The 23,381-nt window shown below is 51.5% G+C and carries 18 protein-coding genes; 4 read left to right on the top strand and 14 right to left on the bottom strand.

Annotated elements, in window-relative coordinates; genetic code table 11:
• Nucleotides 1-43 precede the first annotated feature (43 nt).
• The gene (gene cysC, locus L6H98_RS13735; RefSeq protein ID WP_236415848.1) at nt 44-682 is read left to right on the top strand and encodes an adenylyl-sulfate kinase; all 639 of its coding nucleotides are present in this window, start codon (nt 44-46) and stop codon (nt 680-682) included.
• Between the two features lie 98 nt (nt 683-780).
• Here the strand turns inward: cysC and L6H98_RS13740 are convergent, their stop codons facing one another.
• The 9 genes from L6H98_RS13740 to L6H98_RS13780 form a co-directional block, all read right to left on the bottom strand.
• Entirely contained in the window at nt 781-2,700 is a 1,920-nt protein-coding gene (locus L6H98_RS13740) for an ABC transporter ATP-binding protein (protein ID WP_236415849.1), read from the bottom strand.
• A gap of 3 nt (nt 2,701-2,703) precedes the next feature.
• Nucleotides 2,704-3,894, bottom strand: coding sequence for a nucleotidyltransferase family protein (locus L6H98_RS13745; RefSeq protein WP_236415851.1), 1,191 nt, complete (start codon nt 3,892-3,894; stop codon nt 2,704-2,706).
• Nucleotides 3,884-4,369, bottom strand: a complete 486-nt coding sequence (locus L6H98_RS13750; protein WP_236415853.1) for a lasso peptide biosynthesis B2 protein — start codon at nt 4,367-4,369, stop codon at nt 3,884-3,886. The genes L6H98_RS13745 and L6H98_RS13750 overlap by 11 nt, the downstream gene beginning before the upstream one ends.
• A 4-nt stretch (nt 4,370-4,373) precedes the next feature.
• Nucleotides 4,374-4,673 carry a lasso peptide biosynthesis PqqD family chaperone gene (locus L6H98_RS13755; RefSeq protein WP_236415854.1) on the bottom strand — a complete coding sequence of 100 codons (300 nt, stop codon included), beginning with the start codon at nt 4,671-4,673 and terminating at the stop codon, nt 4,374-4,376.
• A complete protein-coding gene (locus L6H98_RS13760; protein WP_236415855.1) occupies nt 4,670-5,611 on the bottom strand; it encodes an aldolase in 942 nt (313 codons plus the stop codon). The genes L6H98_RS13755 and L6H98_RS13760 overlap by 4 nt, the downstream gene beginning before the upstream one ends.
• A gap of 137 nt (nt 5,612-5,748) precedes the next feature.
• Nucleotides 5,749-5,886, bottom strand: a complete 138-nt coding sequence (locus tag L6H98_RS13765; protein WP_236415856.1) for a paeninodin family lasso peptide — start codon at nt 5,884-5,886, stop codon at nt 5,749-5,751.
• A 33-nt stretch (nt 5,887-5,919) separates the two neighbouring features.
• Nucleotides 5,920-7,848 carry an asparagine synthase-related protein gene (locus L6H98_RS13770; protein WP_236415857.1) on the bottom strand — a complete coding sequence of 643 codons (1,929 nt, stop codon included), beginning with the start codon at nt 7,846-7,848 and terminating at the stop codon, nt 5,920-5,922.
• Entirely contained in the window at nt 7,845-9,104 is a 1,260-nt protein-coding gene (locus L6H98_RS13775) for a sulfotransferase (protein ID WP_356722947.1), read from the bottom strand. Before L6H98_RS13775 ends, L6H98_RS13770 begins: the two co-directional genes overlap by 4 nt.
• A gap of 349 nt (nt 9,105-9,453) precedes the next feature.
• Nucleotides 9,454-10,791, bottom strand: a complete 1,338-nt coding sequence (locus L6H98_RS13780; protein WP_236415858.1) for an MFS transporter — start codon at nt 10,789-10,791, stop codon at nt 9,454-9,456.
• Between the two features lie 272 nt (nt 10,792-11,063).
• Here L6H98_RS13780 and yhbH point away from each other — a divergent pair, with 272 nt between their 5' ends.
• Together yhbH and L6H98_RS13790 are read left to right on the top strand one after the other, a co-directional pair.
• Complete coding sequence (yhbH, locus tag L6H98_RS13785; RefSeq protein WP_236415859.1) at nt 11,064-12,230, top strand: sporulation protein YhbH; 1,167 nt, start codon at nt 11,064-11,066, stop codon at nt 12,228-12,230.
• Nucleotides 12,231-12,477: 247 nt separating this feature from the next.
• Nucleotides 12,478-13,920 (top strand): SpoVR family protein, encoded by a 1,443-nt coding sequence (locus L6H98_RS13790; RefSeq protein ID WP_236415860.1) that lies wholly within the window; start codon nt 12,478-12,480, stop codon nt 13,918-13,920.
• Between the two features lie 116 nt (nt 13,921-14,036).
• Here L6H98_RS13790 and L6H98_RS13795 read toward each other — a convergent pair whose 3' ends face one another.
• From L6H98_RS13795 to L6H98_RS13810, 4 genes are all read right to left on the bottom strand, one after another.
• The gene (locus tag L6H98_RS13795) at nt 14,037-16,502 is read right to left on the bottom strand and encodes an EAL domain-containing protein (RefSeq protein WP_236415861.1); all 2,466 of its coding nucleotides are present in this window, start codon (nt 16,500-16,502) and stop codon (nt 14,037-14,039) included.
• A gap of 328 nt (nt 16,503-16,830) precedes the next feature.
• Nucleotides 16,831-17,835 carry a LacI family DNA-binding transcriptional regulator gene (locus L6H98_RS13800; RefSeq protein WP_236415863.1) on the bottom strand — a complete coding sequence of 335 codons (1,005 nt, stop codon included), beginning with the start codon at nt 17,833-17,835 and terminating at the stop codon, nt 16,831-16,833.
• Nucleotides 17,836-17,965: 130 nt separating this feature from the next.
• On the bottom strand, nt 17,966-18,970 hold the full coding sequence (locus L6H98_RS13805) for a globin-coupled sensor protein (RefSeq protein ID WP_236415865.1): 1,005 nt from the start codon (nt 18,968-18,970) through the stop codon (nt 17,966-17,968).
• Between the two features lie 345 nt (nt 18,971-19,315).
• Nucleotides 19,316-21,211, bottom strand: coding sequence for a PrkA family serine protein kinase (locus tag L6H98_RS13810; protein WP_236415866.1), 1,896 nt, complete (start codon nt 21,209-21,211; stop codon nt 19,316-19,318).
• Between the two features lie 421 nt (nt 21,212-21,632).
• On the opposite strand from L6H98_RS13810, the gene L6H98_RS13815 reads away from it, so the two are divergent.
• Nucleotides 21,633-22,496, top strand: coding sequence for a DUF2161 family putative PD-(D/E)XK-type phosphodiesterase (locus tag L6H98_RS13815; protein ID WP_236415867.1), 864 nt, complete (start codon nt 21,633-21,635; stop codon nt 22,494-22,496).
• Nucleotides 22,497-22,598: 102 nt separating this feature from the next.
• Here the strand turns inward: L6H98_RS13815 and L6H98_RS13820 are convergent, their stop codons facing one another.
• Nucleotides 22,599-23,225, bottom strand: a complete 627-nt coding sequence (locus L6H98_RS13820; protein ID WP_236415868.1) for an FMN-dependent NADH-azoreductase — start codon at nt 23,223-23,225, stop codon at nt 22,599-22,601.
• Nucleotides 23,226-23,381: the final 156 nt, after the last annotated feature.

Consider the following 23,381-nt stretch of genomic DNA (forward strand, 5'->3'; position numbering starts at 1 on the left):
GTTAAAATATAATATATTCAGAGTGGGAACAAGGGGGATACCAATGTCAGCACAAGAACGCAACCTTACCTGGCAGCATTCAAGCTTAAGTCGAACGGAACGGGAACTCGGTAATGGACATCGCAGCCTCACCTTATGGTTTACCGGGTTGTCCGGCGCGGGAAAGTCTTCTCTGGCCTTTGCCCTGGAACGAAGAATGCATCAGCAGGGCCTGCGTTGTTACGTATTGGACGGAGATAACGTCCGGCATGGGTTGAACAAGGATCTGGGTTTCAATGCCGAGGATCGGCAAGAAAATCTGAGACGGATCGGCGAGGTTTCGAAGCTCATGGTGGATGCCGGGTTGGTGGTACTGTCCGCATTTATCTCGCCTAACGCAGAGGACCGGGAGATGGTTAGGCAACTGTTTGAACCCGGAGATTTTGTTGAAATCTATGTCCGTTGTTCGATCGAGGAATGTGAACGACGCGATCCCAAAGGACTGTACAAAAAGGCACGCAACGGTGAAATCCCTCATTTTACAGGCATTTCAGCCCCTTATGACATTCCCTCTAACCCTTCTCTCATCATTGACACGGAATTATTGCCGCTGGAGGACGCCGTGGACCAAATCATGCAGCATTTGGAGCATATTCAGGCCCTTTCTTTGCCACTCTCATCGGTCAGCGGCACAACATCATGAACTTATTTCCGCAAAATGCAAAGGCGCAGCTGTAGTCTGCGCCTTTTGCATGCCTGCTTTTAACGTAATCCTATGGCACCTTATCCTTATCCTTATCCTTATCCTTGTCCTGCCATGCCTGTCTGCATGCTAAGCAGTTTGCTGAAGGTCCCAACGGGATCCGCCGAGAGCTGTTGGTAGCCACCCTGCTGAATGACCTTGCCCTCCTCCAAAACGATGACCCGGTCCGCCGTACGAATCGTGGACAAACGATGCGCAATGACGATAATGGTTATGCGTCCTCGCAATTGTTCCAACGCGGCATGAATATGCTGTTCATTTTCACTATCAAGAGCACTCGTTGCTTCATCCAGCACCAGTACGGACGGATTGCGCAGCATCGCCCTGGCCAAAACAAGCCGTTGGCGCTCGCCGCCCGACAACCGAACACCGCGATCGCCTATGACGGTATCCAGGCCCTGAGGAAGCTTGCGGACGAATGCTCCGGCAGACGAAAATTGCAATGCCCGCCACATCTGCTCCTCGCTTGCATGGGGATCGACCAACTGCAAATTTTCGCGAATGCTTGAGTGAAACAGGAACGGGTCCTGGGACACATAACCAATCGAGCTCCGCCATTTCAGCAATCGGTCCTCCGACAACGGAAGGTCGTCGATCACGATTTGTCCCTCTTCGGGACGTACCAGCCCCATGATCAGGTCGATCAGCGTGCTTTTCCCCGCTCCGGATTTGCCTACGATCGCCGTCATGCCTTTGGCCGGAATCGAAATGTTTGCTTGATGCAGCGCGTACGAAGGACTGCCTGCATACCGGTAACTGACATTGCGGCATTCGATGCTTCTCGTCAACTCCAGAGGCTGTACCTGGTCAAATGTCATGCCCGTTGCTGTATGGCTTTGGAAAGCCATGTCCGCTTTGCCTCTGCTTTTCCGCGGTCCAGGGATGGTTGACTCCCGCTCACCAGCTTCCTTCTGCAAGGTGCCTTCGGTGATGCCATCGCTGATTTCCCGGCTGTTCTCCGTCTCCACCTGCAGCTCGCGAACGATCCGGAATGCAGGCAGCATGGAGCTGATGTATTCCAGATTGGACTGAATCGACGTAAATCGCGGCCACAATCTGGAGAAAATCAAAATAATCAGCAAAAGGCTGGTAGGCGGAACGACAAGAACGCGCAGCGAAATATAAATAAAGGCAGCAATCATCACGGCTGCAGACACCCGGTGAATCAACTGCGTTCTGCTGTTCAAACGAATGAACTGGACCACGTTCTGTTCAATCCGTTTGCACATCAGCTCGAACCAGCTGATATGGGACGATTCCAGCATGTTGCTTTTGATATCCTTGATGCCGTTGAAATGCTCCGTAATCCCGTTGTAATAATGCTGCGAATATTCCGTCGTCTGGTCCCCGATTTGTTTGGCCTGCTTGACAAACCTTTTCAGGGCAACGAACAGCAGCAGCCCGCAGACAATCACCAGCAAGGTCAACTTTACCGATAACAGGAAGGCCAGACCGATCTGGATGGCCGTAAAAATGATCGATGCTGCCATCTGCAGCACAATGCCGGTTCCCTGGCTTACGCGGGCAAGCTCTGTCGTCAGCACATGGCTGAAATCGGCTTTTCGTTTCCGAAGAAAAAATGGCCAATTGGCCATGATCAACGCACGATAGGTATCGAGACGCAGCGTCCGCACGAATTGCTGCTGTATGCGGGTGTTCCGCACCGTCTGGAGTCTTTGCAACCATGCCTGCCCGGCTACGATCAGCACAAAAGCAAGCAGCACGAGAATCAGGCGTGTATGTTCGGGGAAACGGCCGAGCCATTCCGAAGCCCACGGCAATTGAATGCCTGCGCTGCCAGGATCGAAAACGCCGATCAACCCGAGCATGGGTACAAGCATGTAAATGCCGATACCCTCCATCAGGCTGATGCATATCATGCCGATCAGGTTCCAGTACAGAATCGGTCCGGTAATTTCATGCAGTTTACGCATATAAAATCGCAGCTCGGAAATCATGACTTACCCCCTTTCCGTCATCGTACTGCGTTTCATGCGGCGCCAACACCACAGAAACGGACGTAACGGAAAATATAGAAAATGCAGGGACTTGGGCAGCGGAAGTTGGGCGACGTCCCAGGTGCTGGGATACAAGCGTTCTTTGAAAAAGAGCAGCTTCTGGCCAGGGCTTCGGAGAGCGAACAGATAGGAGCGATAGATCTTGAGATCGTCGGGCGCAGCCAGCATGCCTTGCATAAACAACAACGCCTGTCGGGCAAGCCGCTCTCCTTTTCCCTCCATACTTGATTGCAGCTCCCCCTGACAACGCTGCAAAGGGGTATTGAACAACGCTGCGGAGAGAATGAGCGCCTGTCCGGCAATCGGCAAGCGTCCTTCAAGCTTCATTCGCCGGGAAGCAGCATCCAGGTCAAGGGGCATCGTTCGCAGCATACGGTCAATGTCATACAGCCAGCGCAGCCGGAACCAGCCGTGCCTTGCCCCATGAGTGACCAAGTACGCAAACAAATCCTCGCGCTCCAGCATGCGAACCGGAGTCGAGGTATATGCGCTGATCCTGCTCCTCTGCCACAACGTTTCGAAACCGGCTTCCCGGCCCGTGTCCGGATTTAGTCGCCAATGAATCTCCACCTGCGTTTTTCGAACCGGATGCTTGTAACAGATATGATGCTCGCGCCACTTCCAGCTGCTTACGCTTCGTCTTCCTTTATCGTCCTTGCATATGTAACCGAGATCCAGCAGCACGGCTTCCGCCTGTTCCACATCGTCAAACGGGATTAACAGATCCAGGTCTTTGGAGGTGCGCAGGGAAACATCTCCATACAGGTCATGGGCCAAGGCAGGACCCTTCATCGTAATATTGCGGATCCCGGCTTGCGTCAGTCTTCCGCATACCCGTTCCATCTCTGCCGTCAAATGCAGCATGCGAAACGTATTTGCCGTATATTCCTGCTTCAGGCTTTCCACAACAGCCGGAGGAAATGGCACGTCATGCATCGCGGTGATGTTCAGATAAAGGACGGCGTACAATCTATGGTGCATCGCAAGCTGCAAAAAGAGATTCCAATCCACGCCTTGCAGCCGTTCCCTCCCCTCTTCGGACGAGAGCTTCCGAAAATCTCCGTTCAACATGCTTAGCATGAGCTTGAGCTCCTGTGGAAAACCGGCAGTGCAGCGTTCAAATTCATGTGTCATAAACAATCTCCCCAGACTCCTTCTTCGAACAATGTTTGCCAAACACGCCTACCACCGTATACTGTTCCATCGTATCGGCACCGGTCACGATGAGTTTGCCGCTGCGCAGCCAGGCATGGGCAGCCATCCGCCCCTGTTTGTCACGCGCAGTGCCCATATACAGCGTGCTGTCGATGCCGCGCCGTTCCAGCATTTTCATCGCGGCGATGGCCATCACCAGGCAGCGGCTCTCCCACCAGGCGAACTTGCTCGCCATGAGGATTGCTTTGGAAATGTTGCGTACGGTTAAGACATCGGCGCGATTTAATCCGTCCGAAGACGTCTCTACCATAGGTGTTCCAAGGCCCGGTGCTATTTTGACAAACGGCATCGCTTTGAGAATTCTGGCCCAGCCGAGTCCGAAATACGCTTCCCAGATCAACGAACGCATCTCGCTCGGCAAAGAACGATACGTCCTGAGTTTGCGGAGCAGCATCGTCCTATTCTCCAGGGAGCACGTCGATTAATCCTTCGCGGGACAGATGCTCCAAAAATGCAGTCACGCTGCTCAAGCACACCTGAGGATCGACCTCGTATTCGGAAGACAGCACATCAACGATTCCGGACACCGTTCGCTCTTCGGACAACAGTTCCCAAATCCGGCCGCCGGTGGTCCCCAAATTGTAATACTTTCCGCTCTGGATGCTCATCATCACTTTCTCTCCACCCATATCGCTAACGAGATTGCCCTCTTTGCGCGTAATCCGGTCTTGCTCTTCCAATGGTTTGATTGCCGTCATTGTGCGGTATACACTCCTTTGCTTATGTGATTCGTAATCCGGTCCACCATCTCGAATGCGGTGAATTCGGTACCAGACCTCGTAATTCTGGATACTTCCACACCTGCCGAGAGCCGTGACACCGTCTCAAACAGCCACTGCGCCAACCCCTGGCGGGCAATCAGGCTGCTGCGAAACGTATGCGTGCACAGCAGATGCAGCCTTTCAAGCCCCTCTACTTCATGCAGTTGAATCGGGCCTGGCGCCGCATCCGGCTTAGGAGCAAGTTCGAATATGCCTCCCAGAGGTACCGGACTGTCATGAAAATAGTGCTGAACGGGAATAGCGTATTTGGTGATCTCCGCATGCACCGTAGCATAATGCTGCGATTCCATGCCAAAGCCGTCCAGACTGGCCTGCCACAGCTTCTGTTGGGGATACCCCGGAGATACGATCGCTCTTCCTCCTGCATCCCAAGTCAATGCAACGATATCATCGGTCAACAAAGGATATCCCCGTGAGGCCAAGGCTGCCGACAGGGTCGACTTGCCTGCCCCGGAATGTCCCACAAACGCATATGCCCATCCATCGATGACGACTGCGCTTCCATGGAGGGGAAGAACCCCGCGCTGCATCATAATGACGGCCATGCATGTGCCCAGAATGTAAAGCCTCGTTTTTTTCTCATCGGCATCAGGCTCGGGGCTGATCAAGATGCGCCGCCCCCGTTCCATGCAAAACATGCCGACATGGTCAATCCGAAAAAGAAAGCATCCGTCTCTTGCTACAAAATTGCCATTCCCTACATTCCACTCGGCCCACAAGTCGTGCAGCTCGGCTGTTTCAATATGTACATCGGCGTGACCCGGTTCGGTTTGGTTTCTTGCAACCTGAAGTTCGGGCATCGAAATATAGCTGCTCCAGCGCAATCCATACGCATCGTATTGTACAGGCAACAAGCTCAGGCCCTCCTTTGCACCACATATATGAAAAAAGCCCTTATATTTATTCGCAAAAATAGAAGGGCTGGGCGAAAAGATCGATGTTCCGTCTTTTCGCCCTTTAAGTATGATCAGACATGAATCACATGTAATTATTAGGAAACCGGATTGTACAGGTCAGCATCGTGATCAGAGATCCAGTCGATTTGTCTCCAACCAATCCCAGCCATCGTCTGATTGACTTCCAATACTTCAAGAGCTGGCGCTTGCCATTCTTTTTTCTCAGCGTTCATCGTCATCACCTCCTTTAAAGAATTCACGTTGGTTCAGAACTGGCGCATAAAGCGGTATACAATCAGGCTGTGCATCATCAGCCTCAGATCCGGATGGGAGGCCAGCTCAGGCCGTGGTTCCCCGATGTTCGCCATCGCGGTCCGGATGCGTTCCGTATTCAGAATGCCCGCCACCCTGCTGTCTGTGCATAGATCATGCATCTCGGCGATGAATGCCTTCCAATCCGGGATCATGCGGTGCAGCCAGTCGGCAGGCTGTACCCCTCGCACACGCTGATTCAGCCTGACCTTGTCCGGCAGTTCCGGCGAAGTCGCCCGGCGAACCAGAGCCCGGTCCGTGCCATTCCTTACATACTGCTCGATCGGGACAGACAAGCAAAAGCGGACCACCCGTGCATCGCTGGTGGGATCGCGCTCCCATGCCCGATATCGAAGCGAGCATTTGGTAGCTACGGCACCGTTTTTGTTGGCAATCGCCAAATTGTTGAACTTCTGCGCCCTTACCTTGATCGCGTCGGCACGTGCCCCGCCCTGAAGCACGATCAACGTGTTGAGCCGTTCAAGCACTCCCGTTTTTTGCGCAAAGTCCGGGTGAATCATTTGCGGATGGGCAGGTGCCTCGCCTGCTGACGTCTTCTGAAACCAGCTCGGGTACGCTTTGCGTCCCGTAATTTTCGCGATACGGGTAAACGGCATGCCCGTATGAGCGCTGTATTGCTGCATTTCCCGGATCCAACGGAGCCATCGGCCGTTTTTCAGCAGCCTGGCATAGTAATCCAGGGCAGGCCCCCACGAAATGGTGAAGTTACCTCTGGCACCTGTCAATAGGACACCCGCATTCTGCAGGCTGGCCTTCTCGTAAAAACCGCGAATCCAGAACGAATTCTCGAAATATTTATATGGCATTTCCATCATTTCAAGCCATGGATCCACTTCGCTGAGCGGGCTTCTGCCCTCAAAATCCAAATAGTTCTCCGCAATGTTTCCGACATGGTCCACGGTAGAACGAATGTATGGCCGTTCGTCGGCCAGCAGTGTCCTGGACGTGTAGTCCTTAAAGTCGGACACGGGCACATAACTATAAGCATTCAGCTGCTTGCCCTGTTTGCGGAGCGTGCCTGAAGCAAACCCGACGACGGCGCCGGAATCAAGCCCTCCGCTTAATGCTGCCGCCACTTGCCGATGGGTTCGCAGACGGGAATCGACGGCTTGGGCAAACACCTCACGAAAAGCTTCAACATATTCGCCATCGGATTTGAGTCGCAGCGGTTCGACTTCATCCCAGCGGTGATACTGCTTTAAGCTCAACTTTCCCTCATGAAACGTCAACGTGTGTGCCGGAGGAATCTGCTGCACTCCCTGGTATACGGTAGATCCGATATCTGCCGAGTCGAACATCTCGGGGATCGCGAGAAATTCGGACAACCAGGTTTCGTTCAGCTGTTTGCGCACCCCATGCAATCCAAGCAGCGGTCCCATCAACGTACAGAAAGACAAGCGCGGCCCATCCAGTCGATAATACAACGTCCGCATGCCCATGATGTCCCTCGCGGCAAACAGCTTGCGCTTGCGTTCGTCCCAGATGGCAAACGTAAAATCCCCCAGCAGTTTGCTGGCCACGTCTTCACCCCAGCGACGGTATGCACGAAGGATCAACTCGCTGTCGGATAACCTGTCGAGATCCGCACGCGATAGTTGAAGCTGGTCCGCAAGCTGTTCACGGTTATCGAGGATCGCATCTGCCGTTATGCATAATCCGCTCTCTTCTTCATAGAAAGGAAGCTTTTCAAGAACCGACTCCGGCGTGATCCATTGCGCGTGACAGCTGAAATAAGCTTCATCTCCCTTCCACATTCCGGTGGTATCCACCGGGATGTGTCCAAGGCCCTCGTACAGGCGCCAAGTATCCTCCCAACACGCCTCTCTGCCTCCCGGATGAACAATGCCCGCAATGGCACTCATGGCTTTTCACCCCGCATGCCTCTGCGCTGGGAAGCCCAAGCGCTGATCTGTTGTCCAAACGGCACCCATGCCTTGATGCGCTGTATTTTGCCGTTCGCCGAAGCGAGTTGGGATCTCAACCGATCCCGTTCCCGGTATCCCTGTTCCAGCCTCAGGTCGGCTGCACGAAGAGCGGCTTGCAGCTGCCTGATCGTAGCCAGTGCCTCCAGCCCGGAATCCTCTTTTTCATCCGTTACGGACGAACGTATTGAATTGGTGGCCTCGGCGCTTCGGCTTCCAGTTTGCATACGATATCCTCGCTGCAAGTCCCAGTTTGTAGCTTTGCGGAATTGGTTCGTCAAGCGCTGCACGAGTTCTTCATCCGGATGCTGTTCATAATGCACGCCCGTCCATCGTTCAGCTGCTTCCAGCTGTTCCGCATATCCCATTCGATGAAAAAGCCCTGCACCGAGAGCACGGCAGTACGTTTCCGTTTCTTGTTTGGTTAATATTTCATTCCAGTTGTTAACAGAATTTTTATGAGCTTCCTGATGCCCGGAGAGATAAGGATCTCCCACACCCATGCTGTAGAACATATCGGACTTGGCACTGTCCAGGAAACGTCCGTATTGCTCCATCCCCTGTTCATAGTCCACGCCAAGGAAATCGCACATTTTTTCAAGTTCTCCCTGCGGGTCGACGACCAGCTGCTCATATTGAATTTCGTAGGCTCCGGCATGTTCTTCCGCGAAATAATCATTTAACCGCATGATGCCCAATGTCAGATCCACGGCCTTCATATTCAACTTGGAGCTGTTCAGACTGCCGATCAGATCGAAGCCTTCGCCTGTCCTGCGATTCACTTTTTTATAGGATGCTGCAATGGAAAGTGGATTGCGTTGGAGGTGAATGCGGCTGGCTTGCGGAAAAAGCCGATCGAGCCATTCAAGCATGCAGTAGTAACGCGGGGATTTGTCAACGACGAGTTCCGCTGAATTTCCTTCCAAGAACCCGTTGTATATTTCCATGGCGAAACTGCGACACGCTCGCTCGAATACTTCTTCGGATACCATGGCGTTATAAAATTGCCGAATGATCGAATGACCGCCGTATGCTCGCGGCTCGTTTGTTGGAAGATCAACCAGGCTCATCAGGAACCACATCTCCTGCGTAGCAAAGATGCGACTGTGATTTTGCAGCATCACGGTTGAAAGCGAGCTTCCGCTTCGAGGGACGCAGAGCAAAAATATAAGTCCGTTTCCTAGAGAGTCTACCAATGGCCCTACTCCTCTCCTCGTTCCGTTAAAACGAAGTTATGTAGTGGCAAAGCTAAGGGGAACGTAAATAATGAGGTGTATCATTAATGAAGTTTTCATGATACAAACTGTCTATATCTACACTCTATGATACGATTTGTATCATGTCAATCTTTTATTTTCTCTTTTTCATATTTTCTCTGTTTATCCTGCATTTTTTGACCTTCCTCCCCATGCCCATATATCTTTATTCCTCTCAACCCGTGATTTATGACACCTTCCAACGAAAGAAACCCCGGACACCTGCTCTACAGCGAACAGGCTCCGGAGTTTCTAGAGGTTTGGACATTACACAACATGCCAAGCGAAATCATGTAACGGAACGAGGTTCCGGCGACTGCGGCAAACCGTGCCCCGGCCAGCCGGGCCCATCTTCGCGATCGGCGTTCAGCGCATCCTCCACGCCCTTCTGCACTTTCACGGTCATCAGTACCGCCATGCCTGCGATAAAAAAGAAGAGCAAGGAAAGAATTCCCCAGCGCGCAGAGCCGGTGATTTGGCCAACCCAGCCAAAAACGAACGGACCGAAAATGGAGGCAAATTTGCCCGTAATATTAACGAATCCAAAATACTCCCCGGTTCTACCTGCAGGCATCAGGTTGCTGAACAAAGATCTGGCCGTTGACTGGCTGATTCCCTGCACTACGCCGACCAATCCGGCTAGCATGTAAAAATGGGACGCCTCCTTCATAAAGTAACCGAGAATCACGATGCATACATACACCGACAAACTGATCATCAGTACCTGCTTGGCCCCCCACCGCCTCGCCCATGCACCTAGCAGCAGCGTGCACGGAAAACCGACAAATTGCGTCAGCAGCAAGGCCAGCATCAGATCGGTCGTGCCGATGCCGATGCTCGTTCCATAGATGGTCGCCATCAGGATAATCGTGTTAATGCCATCATTAAAGAACCAGAAGGCGACCAGCATGCGAATCAGCTGTGGAAATTTTCGCATTTGACTGAATGTCCCTCGCAGCCTCGATACGCCCATATTGGCATACCCCATCCAGGAAGAGGGGCGACCCGTGCTTGCAGGCCTGCGGGGAGCATGCCGGAAGATAGGAATGGAAAACAGCAGCCACCATGCTGCCACCGAAATGAAGGCGAGTCTTGTCCCGGCCAGCGTATTTTCCAGTCCAAACCAGCCGGGCTGTTGAATCATCAACAGATTGATCGCCAGCAAAATGCCGCCGCCAATGTAGCCGTAGGCATACCCTTTGGAAGATACCATTTCTCTTTCCCTGATGGGAACAAGGTCGGGCAGCATGGCATCGTAAAAGGTGTTTCCTCCCGCAAAACCGATCGTAGATACAACGAGCAGAATGGAAGCGAACAGCCAGTCTCCCTCACCGACAAGGCTGAAGCCCAACGTAGAAAAAATACCGATCAGCGTAAATACGCGCAAAAAGTCTCCTTTTCTGCCGGACAGGTCCGAAAGCGCCCCCAGCAGCGGAGTCAGCAACGCCACGCACAGCATCCCGACGGAATGGGTATATGCCAGGTAGGATGCGGCCGTGTCCGCATCGAGAGAAGCTGCCGCAACCGAAGCATAGAAGACGGGCAGTACTGCTGCCAATACCGTCGTTGCATATGCCGAATTAGCCCAATCATAGGTGATCCAAGCTCTAACCGCACGTTTGTCCAATGGAAATCCTTCCTTTACATACATCCTCCAATTGTTTCCAATCGGGTAACTCCTTCCATTGTACAGGATGTGCATTTCGTTTGTTCACCGGATTTGTAAAAACATAGCCATCGGATTATTTCGAAAATGTTGCTTCCGATGGGACTATGCATCGTTTTTGCTACAAATGGTTTCATTTTATCTTCCCGCTCATCACATATCGTCCCTGTCCGTGAATATACTTAATTACCGACAGGTCAAACTGTGCCACGTAATTATTGGGGGGTGCCTACATGTCAAATTCACGCCAGCCATACTCGTTCGTTGTTTCCCGGGAGGATTGGTCGCTTCACCGCAAAGGGTACCAGGACCAGCAGCGACACCAGCAAAAAGTGAAAGACGTCATCAAACAAAATCTGCCTGATCTGATCACCGAAGAAAACATCATCATGTCCGATGGACAACAAATCATCAAGGTACCGATCCGCAGTCTGGATGAGTACCGTTTCGTGTATAACTTTCAAAAACAAAAGCATGTAGGCCAAGGGGACGGCGACACCCAAGTCGGCGATGTGATCGGACGCGATCCGGCTGCGCAAAAGCCTGGCAAAGGCGAAAAGGCAGGTGACCAGGCGGGTTACGACATCGTCGAGGCCGAGGTCAGCATCGAAGAGCTGGAGGATATTCTTTTTTCCGAGCTGGAGCTGCCCAACCTGAAACAAAAGGACAAAGACCAAATCGAAACGCACACGGTCGTTTTCAACGATATCCGCAAAAAAGGCATGCAGTCCAACATTGACAAAAAACGCACCATTCTTGAAAACCTTCGCCGCAACGCCACCAGCGGCAATCCGGGCATTCATCACATCAGTCCGGACGACTTGCGCTACAAAACGTGGGAAGACAAAGTCATCCCGCAATCGAATGCCGTCATTATCGCGATGATGGACACGTCAGGTTCCATGGGTTCATTCGAAAAGTACTGCGCCCGCAGCTTTTTCTTCTGGATGACCCGGTTTCTGCGGCGTCAGTATGAAAAAGTAGAGATCGTGTTCCTCGCCCACCATACGGAAGCAAAAGAAGTGACGGAAGAGGAATTTTTCACGCGCGGGGAAAGCGGAGGAACGATCTGCTCCTCCGTATATATGAAAGCACTCGATATCATCGATTCCCGTTACCCGCCTTCAAGCTACAACATCTATCCGTTCCATTTCTCCGATGGAGACAATCTGACCTCCGATAACGAACGATGCGTGAAACTGATTGGCGAGCTTCTGAAGCGCAGCAACATGTTCGGTTACGGCGAAGTCAATCAATATAACCGCAGCAGCACGTTGATGTCGGCCTACCGCCATATCAAACTCGATCATTTCATGTACTACGTCATCAAAGAAAAAGGCGAAGTGTATAAGGCTTTGCGCAGCTTCTTTCATAGACAGGAAAACGGAGTCGCCACGTAAACAAGCAGAGCGGAGCATTCGGATGCTGGCCATTGATTTTCAAGGCCGAACGGCCAATCCCAATCACGCCCCAACAACTATTGTATGCACGGCAATATCCGGCCGTTAATCAAGTGACCCGTGAAGGGTCACTTTTTCGCTAAGCATATCCTGTACGGCTTGTTCATATGATGATGACAACCTTGATTCCCAGGCGTGCAGCCCGTGTGCTGCATTCGGCCGAAAATGCAATCCGAGGAGGTAACCCATGAAGCAGGACGATATTACCGCGCTTGAGCGCTCCATTGCCGAAATTACCGAAATTGCCGCAGGCTTTGGTTTGGATTTCTACCCGATGCGTTACGAAATATGCCCTGCCGACATCATCTATACCTTTGGAGCTTATGGCATGCCTACCCGTTTTAGTCACTGGAGCTTTGGAAAAACGTTTCATAAAATGAAAATGCAGTACGACTTCGGGCTCAGTAAAATATATGAACTCGTCATCAATTCCAACCCTTGTTATGCGTTCCTGCTGGATGGCAACAGCCTGATTCAGAATAAGCTGATCGTTGCGCACGTGCTGGCCCACTGTGATTTTTTCAAAAACAATGCCCGCTTCTCCATGTCCAACCGCAATATGGTCGAAAGCATGGCCGCGACGGCAGACCGAATCAGCAATTATGAGATGGAATACGGTACAGAAGCCGTTGAATCGTTCATCGATGCCGTATTGGCCATCCAAGAGCATGTCGATCCACAATTGATCAAGCCAAGGCATCTGGATAAACAGCGTTATATGGAATTGAAGCTGAAAGAGCAGCGCGGAGAGAAACCGCCCAAACCCGAAGGTCCATACGATGATTTGTGGGCCCTCGACGAATCCAAAGCGGAGGTGCCCGCTCCGGAATCCCAGATCCAAGTTCACCACTTTCCGCCTGAACCCGAGAAGGACATCATGTGGTTCATTCAGGAATTTTCCGAGGTGCTGACCGATTGGCAGCGGGATATCATGAGCATGATGCGGGAAGAAATGCTGTATTTCTGGCCGCAGATGGAAACCAAAATTATGAATGAAGGCTGGGCGTCCTATTGGCATCAGCGCATCATCCGCGAAATGGACTTGACCAGCGAGGAGACGATCGAATTCGCCAAGCTGAATTCCTCGGTCGTGCAGCCATCCACCCAAAGCCTGAACCCTTATTATTTGGGGTTGAAAATTTTCGAGGATATCGAACGCCGGTGGGATCATCCCAGCCGCGAGGAACGCGAACGGTTCGGACGTTTGCCGGACCAAGGACGCGCTAAAATATTCGAGGTCCGCGAGCTCGATTCCGATACGTCCTTCATTCGCAACTACATGACCAAACAGCTCACCGAAGATCTGGACTTGTATGTGTTCGAAAAAAAGGGGCCTGAATGGAAAATCACGGACAAATCGTGGGAGAACATTCGGGATCAGCTTGTATTTTCGCGCATTAACGGCGGTTCCCCTTATCTTGTCGTCCAGGATGCCGACTACTTGCGCACAGGCGAGCTTGTGCTCAAGCACCGTTATGAAGGGATTGAGCTTGACCTCAAATACATGGAGCGTACCCTCCCTTACGTGTACCGGTTATGGGGACGTACCGTTCATCTGGAAACCAAGGTGGAAGATAAACCGATCTGGTTTTCCTATGACGGGAAAAAGCATCATCGCAAGTTTATGTAATCGCCGACGAACCGGCTGCGAAGCAGAACCTGGTTGATCCAGTGACAAAAGGCTGCCCTACAGGGGGCAGCCTTTTGTCACTGGATCAACGCCTGTCGTTTGCCAACCACGCCATGTTACGCTTTGCTGAAATGTTGGCGCAGCGGCATGAAGAAATCATTTTCTACTTCGCTTGCCGGCAGCGGCCGGCTGAAATAATAGCCCTGAATTTCCCGGCAATCGTTCTGCATCAGGAAATCCAGCTGTCCTTTGGTTTCGATGCCTTCCGCAATCACTTCCATATTCAAATGCTGCGCCATCGATATGATAGTGGCCACAATGGCTTGATCGCTCACATTCTCCGTAATGTCCGTCACGAAAGAACGGTCGATCTTCAGTTTATTGATGGGATATTGCTTCAGGTAACTAAGCGAGCTGTAACCCGTGCCGAAATCGTCCAAGCTGATCTTGACGCCGAGCGCCGACAATTCGTTCAGAATGCTGGTCGATACGGATGCATCCATCATCATGCTTTCCGTAATTTCGAGTTCGAGGTAACGAGCCTCCAACCCGGAATCCTCCAGCGCATTTTTGACCAGCTCGAGCAGATTGGCCTGATGGAACTGCTGCGAAGACAAATTGACCGAGACCGGAATGAGCGGCCCCCCGCTCGCGTGCCAGCGCTTCATCTGCTTGCATGCTTCACGCAGCGTCCAATTGCCGATGTCATAGATCATGCCGGTCTCTTCCGCGATCGGAATGAAGACGTCGGGCGTCAGTATTCCTTTCTGCGGATGCTTCCAGCGGATCAACGCCTCCACGCCGATCATGCGACGGTCCGAAGTACGAATCTGAGGCTGGTAATACAGCACCATTTCATCGCGTTCCAGCGCTTTGCGCAAATATCCCTCAAGTTCGATTCGTTCATACAACGCCGAATCCAGCTCGGCCGAATAGAATTTGTAGCCGTTTTTGCCGTTTTTTTTGACCTCGTACATGCTTGTATCAGCATGCTTGAGCAGCATGTCCGCTTCTGTCCCGTGCTCGGGGAACATGGCGATGCCGATACTTGTAGTCACATAGAAGTCATTGTCCTTAAGCCGGTAGGGCAGTTGGATCGCCCGCACGATTCGTTTCGCGAGTTCTTGAACACGATCCGCATGGCCCTGTTCATTTTTGACGACTAACGTAAATTCGTCCCCGCCCATGCGCGCAAGCATGACGTTCTCCATCGCATCGGAATCGAAAGCCTGAATCGCGCCAACAATCCTTGCACTTACGTCCTTCAGAAAAATATCCCCGATGGAATGTCCAAGGGAGTCGTTGATCATTTTGAAACGGTCAATGTCCATAACCATCACCGCAAACGTTTCGCCCGCGGCCTTGTGGGTGGCGATGGCTTCCTCCAGCACTTCGTCCAGCTTGCGCCGGTTCGGCAAGCCAGTAAGCGGATCATGCAAGGCCTGATGGCGAATATGTTCCTGGGCCTGCTTTTCCTTGGTGACGTCTTTGATCAGGATATGGCTGCCCACATGACTCCCCTCAATCAGGACCGGAACTACGGTGATGTGCAGATCGATCAACTGACCGTGAAGCCCCTTCATCGTAGCCGTATAATACTCCTGGCTGCGAGTGCCGTCTTCCCAAGAAATGTCCGCCGGGTCGGACGTCCAGTGGATGTCGATACGCTCTACGATCTCGTCTATGGAGCAATGGATGACATCCTTCTCCAAATATCCCGTAATGCGAGTGACCGCAGAATTGATTCCTTTGATGTACCCTTCGCAATCTACGGAAATAATGGCATCGGCATGATTGTCGTACAAAGCCTGGTACCATTGCTCGTTTTCTTGCAAACGGCGGTCTTTCTGGGAAAAACGCTGGTTAATGATAATGCCGCTTAATGCCAAACCCAGGGTAATGAACGTGCCGATCGCAATCGTGTATCCAAGAAACAACGGTTCGATTCGCAAGCCCGGCACCCCCACGCCTCCCTCCGAAACGTGAAAGTGAGCTGCCGACATACCCGTATAGTGCATGCCCGTAATGCCCAAACCCATGATCAATCCACTACCGAGTTTATACATCCACAGCCGCTTGGAATGGCGTTGGCGAAAAATGAACATGAGCCACAACGCCGTGAACGAGGCGGCGGCTGCAATCAGGATGGATAACCAGACCTTGGCGGGTTCATAGCTCACTGGAACGGACATCGCCGCCATGCCGACGTAATGCATGCAGCTAATGCCGATCGTCATCGACAAACCTGCAATGGCAATCTGCTTCACATGCCCGCCCTTTCGGCCTGCAATGTGCAGGGCGACTCCGGAGGCCACGACAGCAAAGAGAACGGACAACACAACCTTACCCAACGAATAAGAAACGTGACTGGGGAGCACAAAGGCCAGCATGCCGACAAAATGCATCGACCATATGCCAAGCCCCATCGCCATGGCCCCGCAGCCAAGCCAAACCTTTCGGGAGGTTCCTCGGGCCAGACTAACGCGGCCAGCCAAGTCAAGCGCGACGTAAGAAGACAAAACGGCAATAATGTAAGACAAAACGACCAGTTCAATGTTGTACGTTCCGTGTAGGTGCTCCACTCCGTCTTTCCTTTCAACCGGGATCAATCTTGTATGTATGTTTCATGCTTTTCATAGCTAATGAAGCGAATCTTAAAAAAGAAGCGAGTGCACTGTCAGGCGACAGGCACTCCCTTCGCAACAACATCATGGTATTTGCCAGCAAACTCAAACGAAAGCCATACATAGAAGACCCGTTTATCATAATGAGTATAGTCTAAACGTCACAGGGTCGAAAATCAACACTTTTCCCCAGCATTTCGTGTTGAATTGTGTCGCTGATACCTGACGTTTCGTGAACTTCAAGACAAAAGGCACAGCCTCTCGGCCGTGCCCCTTGCGAAGTGTGTCACCCCTGAACGGGTGCCGTCGTCTGGCGAATAACGAGATGGGACGGCTCCGTAACAACCGGAGGCGTATAATCCGGGTTCTCGATCATCGCGATCAAGTATTCGATCGATTTGATTCCGATGGAATATATGTTTTGGTTAATGGTTGTGAGTCCGGGTTTGAACACATGCGCATAATACGTATTGTCAAAACCGACGACCGAAATATCCTCGGGAACACGCAGCCCATGCTTCTCGATTTCGTGGATCGCCCCAAAAGCGGACATGTCCGAAGCACATACAATGCCTGTCGGTTGGTCCCTCTGCGCAAGCAAACGCCGGGCCGCCTTGCTTCCACCATCGAAGGAATAATCGCATACTTCCATGTGCACGGTGGAGTACGGCAGTCCGCATTGCCGCAAACCTTCGCGGTATCCCTCCAGGCGCAGATTGGCGACGGCCGGTCCCAGCGTACCCGAAATATACGCAATTTTCCGGTGGCCTAATTCGTACAGATGTTTGACGCTCATCGCAATGGCATTGGCATTGTCGGTCGTAATGTACCCGGCCCGCTTGCCGAACAGGTCGGTGTCAATGAACATCGTCGGAATCTCCGCATGAATCAATTCTTCAATGCTCTTGTTCTCCCTGCCTTCCCCGAATACAACAACGCCGTCCACGTTCCGGCTGCGGCAATGTTTGATAAACGAATACGCAGGGTCCTCAAAACGCGTGGACAACCGGACCAGGTCGTAGCCGCTGTTCTCCAAGGCGGTTTTGATGCCTTCCAGCAGCTCCGACACAAAAGGGTTCGTAAACGGAACCGTCAACAAAACCCCTACCGTCCAAGAGCGGCGCTTCACCAGTCCACGCGCAACTACATTGGGTTGGTATTTTAACAATTCGATCGCCATATTGACTTTTTTGCGCGTTTTGTCACTTACATCGGGATAATCATTCAGCACTTTGGAAACGGTTGCAACAGATACGCCCGCTTCTTTGGCCACATCATGGATAGAAGCCACCTGATCACCTCAACCTCTTTCAAATCCCCTGTCTCAAGCTGCATTCACTGTTACAACGGCAGGTTTGTTTTCCTATTATAGCTCAAATTCCGGAGAAACGGTATAACCGGCTCCAAGCCGGTTCCCGAATCTACTCCTGATGCTGCAACTCACGCAAATCCGCTGCCAAATTCTCCATCGTGGTTGCAAATACGGCAAGTTCCTGCGAACGGAAAGCTTGGCTGCTGGCACCCTGAGCCGTTTGTTCCGACTCTTCGCGTACACGGACCAGCTTTTTCATGATCTGCTCCAGATTGGCCTGAATTTGGCTCTGGGCTTCCCGCGAGCTGGCTGCAAGTTTGCGCACTTCGGCCGCCACCACTTCAAAGCCCCGCCCGAATTCTCCCGCATGCGCGGCTTCGATGGCCGCGTTCAGGCCCACCAAGTGACTCTGGTCAGAGATTTCACGGATCAGCTCACCCATTTTTCCGATCTGATGGATCTCGGCGGTAAGGTCTTCCAACAACCCATGCGCCTGTCTCTGGGAAGCGGCGGTATCTTTGGCCACGTCGGAAATGGCCTGTGCGTTCTCGTTCAGCTCGCTGATCATACCTGTCAGCTGCTGCGTAATTTGCGTAATCGCCTGCAAGGTGTGCTTCTGGTCGTCGGCAAGCCGGCGCAGCCTGTCCTTTTCCCGGATCTCGTAAGCTTCGAGCACGAGCTGTGCATCCAAATTGAACATTTTGCTAAGGGCCTGAATGACGCGATGCCACATATCGGGAATGACCTGCTGAAAAATGCTTGTGGCAATATCGAGATAAACCATGTATGTACCCAGATAATAGTCGGTAGACAAGCCAATGCGGGAATGCACTTGCCCAATGGCAATCCGTTGGTCGATGTAAGCATCGTCTACGACGCCGTCAGCCATGGAAAGCCAGTACATCCGTTGGGTCTGCTTCAGTCGTTCCACGGAAGAAAACCGTTCCATCAGTTCCATCAGATTCGGATATTTCCCCAGATGGCAATAGAAATGGTCCACCACCTCTTCAACCACTTTCTCAAAGACGGGACGATGCCCGGCAAGCACTTGAAGGTCGCCTGCGGTCAGTCCGATGTAATCTAGTTGTTTCTGTCTTGCTGCACTTGCACTCATAACCAATTCCGTCAGCTCCTTATTGCTTCTGTATCGTCGAACGAATCCACCTGTCAATCCACTTCGACGGTCTTCCTGCTACTCCGCTGCTATGTGAATATTAGCTTCGACGTATAAAACTTCACTTCAAATGTAAATAACTGTATTAATTATAGACGAATCGCCCTAAGTTTACATAAACCTTTAGAACCATTTACACAAAGTTTACGTATATTTTTCTCGATTTTCCCGAAAACACAGTCAAAAAAAGCGGCATTAATAGTAAAAAGGTCCCTGTTGACGCTGTGAAGGAGCATCACAGCTAACCACAGGAACCTTATTCGGAATGGTTATTTTACAATCATCTTACCGATTCAACAGACTGCCCACATAGCGAAGCAGATCGTTGGCGCTGGCCGCCGTATATCCGTGTTCATCAATGAGGCGGCTAATCACCTCATTCATGCGCTTCAGTTGAGTCGCATCCGGTGTTTTGGTCGAAGTCGTGATTTTGACGATATCTTTAAGGTCGGCAAACAGTTTTTTCTCGATGGCTTCGCGCAACCGGTCATGGCTGTTATACTCGAATTTGCGTTTTTTGCGGGAATACGCCGAAATGCGGATCAAAATTTCTTCCCTGAACGCTTTTTTTGCATTTTCGGAAATGCCGATCTGTTCCTCGATCGAACGCATCAAGCGCTCATCCGGGTCGAGTTCCTCATCGGTAAGCGGGTCTCGAATTTTGGTCCAGTTGCAAAAGGCCTCGATATTGTCCAAGTAATTTTCGAACAGCGTCTTGGCCGACTCCTCGAAAGAATAAACGAAGGCCTTCTGCACTTCTTTCTTCGCCAGTTCGTCATATTCCTTCCGTGCCAGCGCGATGTAATTCAGGTAACGCTCCCGCTCTTCCTTCGTGATGGAAGCATGCTGATCCAAACCGTCCTTGATGGCCCGCAAGATGTCCAGCGCGTTAATGCACTGAAGATTTTGTTTAATCAAAGCACTGGAAATCCGGTTGATGACATAGCGCGGATCAATGCCGGACATGCCTTCGTCCAGATATTCGCTTTGCATCTCGCGCAGGTCGGCCTCTTTGTAGCCTTCCACCTCTTCGCCGTCGTACATGCGCATTTTTTTGACCAAGTCCATGCCTTGCTTTTTCGTTTCCTTCAAACGGGTAAGTATGGAAAAAATGGCCGCGGTCCGCAAGGCATGCGGCGCGATATGGACATGCTTCATGTCGCTTTGCTGAATGAGCTTGGCATAAATCTTTTCTTCCTCCGAAACCTTCAGGTTATATGGAATCGGCATCACAATCATCCTGGATTGCAGCGCTTCATTTTTTTTGTTGGCAATGAACGATTTGTATTCGGATTCGTTCGTATGCGCCACAATCATCTCGTCCGCGCTGATCAAAGCAAAGCGCCCTGCCTTGAAATTGCCCTCCTGGGTCAGGGAAAGCAAGTTCCATAGAAATTTTTCGTCGCATTTCAGCATTTCCTGAAACTCCATCAAACCACGATTTGCTTTGTTCAACTCCCCATCGAACCGGTACGCCCGCGGATCCGACTCCGAACCATATTCAGTAATGGTGGAGAAGTCGATGCTTCCCGTCAGATCCGCAATGTCCTGCGATTTCGGATCGGATGGGCTGAACGTTCCGATTCCCACGCGGTTATCTTCGGAAATAAGCACCCGTTCTACCCGCACTTTACTGATGTCATTGTCATATTCGGTACGAAGACGCATTTGGCAGGAGGGGCACAGATTGCCCTCGATGCGCACGCCGATCTCTTTTTCCACCTCTGCCCGGAGCTCAAGCGGGATTAGATGCAGCGGCTCTTCATGCATCGGGCAGCCTTCTATGGCATACACCGCCCCTTTCTCCGTCCGCGAAAACTGTTCCAATCCCCGTTTCAGCAGCGTAACCAGCGTGGATTTACCACCGCTTACCGGTCCCATCAGCAACAGGATGCGTTTGCGTACATCCAGTCTGCGTGCGGCAGAATGGAAGTATTCTTCCACCAGCTTTTCGATGGAACGGTCCAATCCGAAAATTTCCTGTTCGAAAAATTTGTATCGTTTATGTCCATCCACCTCTTCCACGCCATACGATTCGATCATTTGATATACTCGGGCGTGAGCCGTCATTGCCGGGGTTGGGTCTTTTTTTAGCAGTTCGATGTAGTCTTCGAATGTTCCGTTCCATGACAGACGGTCATTCTCTGCCCGATGCTCCGCAACGCGTTCAAAAATATTCATGCTTGGTACCTCCCATGGCTCCTTTAGTGTGATTGACAACCATCCCGAATGGTATGAATAAATCCATAGAATTGCAACTCTTGCTTGAATATCCAAATTCGCGGTCCTGACCTCGGTCCCGCTGCATCTGTGCGGCGTCTTCTTGCTGTAAAAAGTGTATTACATACCTATGCGGCAAACCGGATAAGTTGACCACTTTTTTTAATCTTGAACCGCGAAACTTCACGCCCGATGCACCAAGTCCGCGGCGGCAGTGCCGAAAAAAAATCCGGTTTATGATACTATCAGAGGTATATGTAGTTAAAGCAGGATGTCCTTTGTTCCTGGAAACCAGCGATACGGAGCAATTCGCTTTCCGGGTTCTGCGTGGAACAGAGCCAGACATTTTCAAACGGGAGATGGCGGAAGGAGTACGTTGATCATGGCAGTGAAATATGAAACGGATCTGTATTCGCCGATCAAGGCATATTTTGAACAACGCGGATTCGTGGTCAAAGCCGAGGTTAGGCACTGTGACCTGGTTGGCATTAGATCAGACTTGGATGAACCGCTGATCGTGGAAATGAAAAAAACGTTTAATCTGTCCCTGCTGCTGCAAGGGATGCAGCGATTGAAGCTAAGCCCCATCGTATATCTGGCTGTGGAACGAAACCGGAACAAACGCGGCGCGGTGAATCAGCGTTGGGGGGAATTGACGGCACTCTGCAGCCAGCTTGGGCTCGGTCTGATGACCGTGACCTTTTACAAAACCAAAGCTCCGCTTATTGATGTATTGTGCGAGCCCGCGCGTCGGCCGGAAGGAAGTTCAACAGGGGCCGCGCCTTTGTCCAGCCGCAAGGGCGGCATCCGAAGACAGCGGCTGATGCGGGAATTCGATGGACGCAGCGGGGACTTCAACGTCGGAGGCAGCACAGGCAAACCGCTCGTGACCGCATACAGGGAAAAGGCGCTGCGCGTGGCGTCGGCGCTGCGGATAGAAGGTGAAGCTTCTCCGGCAGCGTTGGCCCAATTGGCAAACGTGGCTTCTGCCGCATCCATTTTGCAAAAAAACTATTACGGCTGGTTTGAGCGAATACGGCGCGGTAAGTATGGACTTACCATTAAAGGCATTCAAGCATTGACGGAGCATGCGTTCATGCTGGAACCACTCTCTTCATCGGATCCGGAGTCAAGCATGCCCGATCGCGACGCCGTGGAACTGCTGTTCGAGCGGGAAGGACAGGAGGACGTGGAGAAACTTGAACGCATTGCCGAGCTTGTGCAAACCTATATCCCCCGTCCTTGACCTTCAAGCACGGGAGCTGACCCGTCAGTTCCACAAACTTCAAAAGCCGTCGCTCCCTTACGGGAACGACGGCTTTTGAATATGGTCGATAACGGGCTGCAATTAGAATTTTGCTGCAGTTTCAGCAGCCAGTTTCACGCCAGCACCCACGATTTCTTCTGCACGGTCAGGGGATGCATTGTGTCCTTCAACGATCACCACTTCAGGGTGTTTGATGCCCCAGAAGTTCAATACGTTGGTTACGTATTTAACGGACATTTCAGCAGAAGCCATAGGCTCAACGGAATACACGCCGCCACGAGCGTTCAGGATCGCTACTTTTTTGTCGCCAACCAGACCTACCGGACCTTCAGCTGTATATTTAAACATTTTGCCAGCTTGGCTCAGGTAAGAGATGTAGTTTACCAGCGGTGCAGGAACAGTGAAGTTCCAGAGCGGGAATGCAAACACAACTTTGTCTGCAGCCAGGAATTGATCTTGCAGTTCAGCTGCCAGTGCAGCCGCTTTTTTCTCAGCTTCCGTAGCTTCGATGCCGTTAGCCGCTTTGAAGCCGCCAGCGAGAACATCATTGCCGTAGTATGGGAAATTCGCGCTGTACAAGTCCAGCTCGGTAACGGTGTCACCTGGATGTGTTTCTTTGTATGCGCTCAAGAATGCATCGTACAATTTAACGCTGACTGCCTGATCTGCAGGACGGTCATTGGCTTTGATAAAAAGAATATTAGACATGTTCGTTCCTCCGTTATATAAAATAATTCAGTGCCAATGGGTGCACCGGTCTAAACTGCAGCATGATGAACAAAGCCACAACTTATTAATACACATTATATATAAAAATGTTAGTGGATGCAATAACGTAATTACTATCCATATCAACCGCATAAA

This window comes from Paenibacillus sp. JJ-223 (genome assembly GCF_927798175.1).
GTDB classification, from domain to species: Bacteria; Bacillota; Bacilli; order Paenibacillales; family Paenibacillaceae; genus Paenibacillus; species Paenibacillus hubeiensis.